The sequence below is a fragment of the Rhizobacter sp. P3_B12 genome (genome assembly GCF_056402895.1).
Genome location: NZ_JBFUGN010001076.1, coordinates 1 through 1979, shown reverse-complemented (window position 1 = coordinate 1979; position 1979 = coordinate 1). Strand labels below are relative to the sequence as shown.

At 63.0% G+C, this 1979-nt stretch carries 4 protein-coding genes; 3 read left to right on the top strand and 1 reads right to left on the bottom strand.

Going from position 1 to position 1979, the window contains the following annotated elements; translation table 11 throughout:
- From AC1D01_RS32285 to AC1D01_RS32275, 3 genes are all read left to right on the top strand, one after another.
- On the top strand, positions 1–655 hold a 655-nt coding region (locus AC1D01_RS32285), incomplete at its 5' end, for a DUF5984 family protein (protein ID WP_477873586.1).
- Positions 656–657: 2 nt separating this feature from the next.
- On the top strand, positions 658–990 hold the full coding sequence (locus AC1D01_RS32280) for a hypothetical protein (protein WP_477873585.1): 333 nt from the start codon (positions 658–660) through the stop codon (positions 988–990).
- Complete coding sequence (locus tag AC1D01_RS32275; RefSeq protein WP_477873584.1) at positions 974–1510, top strand: hypothetical protein; 537 nt, start codon at positions 974–976, stop codon at positions 1508–1510. Before AC1D01_RS32280 ends, AC1D01_RS32275 begins: the two co-directional genes overlap by 17 nt.
- 114 nt (positions 1511–1624) lie before the next feature.
- On the opposite strand, the gene AC1D01_RS32270 is transcribed toward AC1D01_RS32275, so the two are convergent.
- Positions 1625–1979, bottom strand: a 355-nt coding sequence (locus AC1D01_RS32270) for a hypothetical protein (RefSeq protein WP_477873583.1), incomplete at its 5' end; no start/stop codon positions are given.

Genomic DNA, 1979 nt, shown 5'->3' with positions numbered 1-1979 from the left:
GTCCACCCTCCTCGAGTACAGCCGCTCAGCGCAGGAGCAGGGGGTGTCACGCTTCTGCGAGTACCAGGTTGCCCGGCTGTACGAAGATGTCATCGAGGTGGCCGCCCACGCACTCGAGCCCGTTCCAGAAGACTTGATCCCGCACCTTTCCGGCTCGGGCCGCAAGCGAACGCTGAAACGAATGTCGGCCTGGTGCGACAAGAACGCCGAGCGCGACGATGACGACTACGGGTCGACAGTCGACGCGGCATGCACCTGGATCGGCCAGCGCCAACTTGACACGGCCTACCTGTCTCCATCTGCAGACATCGTGTTGTGGTCGGACGAGTCGATGGTTCACATTGAATGGGATCACCGGGAGAAGTTCATCGAAGGTTCCGCCGCCTGGTCCGCACCGTTCGGCAGCTTCAGCCTGACACGTTCGGATTTCTTGGCAGAGTGCCTCTCGCTCCATGAGCGACTCATGACCGCGATGTCGGAGCGGGTCGAGCGCACGGTGTCGGACGCATTCCCGCCAGAGGTCCGCATCGATGCCGAAGGACTGATGCGGGAACACGCGCAGCGGCGCAGCCTGTCCGTATCGGACCTAGCCCAGTTGCCTGCATCGACCGATTGGCCAGCCGTGCGCCAAGCACTGAAACAGATCAGTGTTTGAGGATGCAAGACATCGTGCCCTACTACCGCGTACTGCTCCACGGAACCCGGATTCAGATTCTCAGCGCCGATGCTTCCGATCCGCCCATCGTCGGCTTCTATGCGACTCGCATCGTTCGCGGGGTGTCGGAACAGGATGCCGTTCAGCGGGCCAAGGCGCGTGTCAGCGCCGAATGGTCGACACCGCAATACGCCGAAACCAACCTCGGTGGTCTGCCCGTGCTCGAGGTCGAGTGGGTCGGGCGAACCACATTCCTGGACCGCATGACGTTTTCAAACAAGGGGCACGTGTTCTACCCCGCTGACGAAGACTTGCCGAATGCCGCCGAAAACTGACCATGCCCCTCGACGGAAAGTTGAGCTCTACCTCGACACGACCGCCCGTGTTTCACACGAGGATCTGGACACACTCATCCAAGACCTCGTGCTGCAGGACATCAGCGCCGAAGATGCCGAGTGCCTGATCGCCTTCGTGCCGATGGCCTTCGCGCAGGTTCTTCTCTCGCCGCAGGGCGTCAAGTTCCAGGACGCCTTCCTGATCAGGGACTTCGAGATGAAAGCGTCCGCCAAGGGGCTGCTCAAGAACGAGCCGCTCTACATCGCCGCCCACGAGCTTGCACAGGACATGGCACAGGGGGATGACGCCAGCAGGAGACGACTGGAGCAGATCGCGTCGACAAGTGCGGAGTACTCCGTGGCGATGCAGTTGGCCGGCGACCCTCGCAACCTGCGAGGCATCGTTCTGACGGAAGCGGTTCTCATGCGAGTTCCCCTGACTCATCTCCCGCCAGCGCCGCCAAAGGGTCTGCGGCGGCTCTGGAAAGCCATCACCAGCATCCCTTTCGGTGTTCGATGAAGCGCTCGCCCGCAGCGGTGGGGTTCGTCATCGCACACACATGCAGGTCCGCCATGTCGCGCACATCGACGATGCCCGTGTTGAGCCAGTCACCCCGGGCGTGGCGCCATGGGGTCACTGCACCAGCTTCACGTTCCGCACCTTGAAGCTCACCCCCTGCTGGTCGTCCCATACCGGGAAGATCCCGAACGGCACGGTGATGTTGTCGAGCGTGAAGCACGGTGCGTTCTTCACTGCGACCACGTCCGCCAGGTTCAGCGTGACCGCGTGGAAGGCGCCATCGGCCGGCGGCTTCATCGCATCGGGGATCACGTAGTCGACGTTGCGGCAGCCGTCGCCCGGGCTCTCCATCTTGATCGCCAGCCCCTTGGTGTTGGTGCCCCAGCTGCTCACCGCCAGCTCGAACTGCAGCGTGCCGCCCGCATAGCCGCCCAGGTTCAGCCCGCTGCCGGTGAAGTAGAACGTGCCG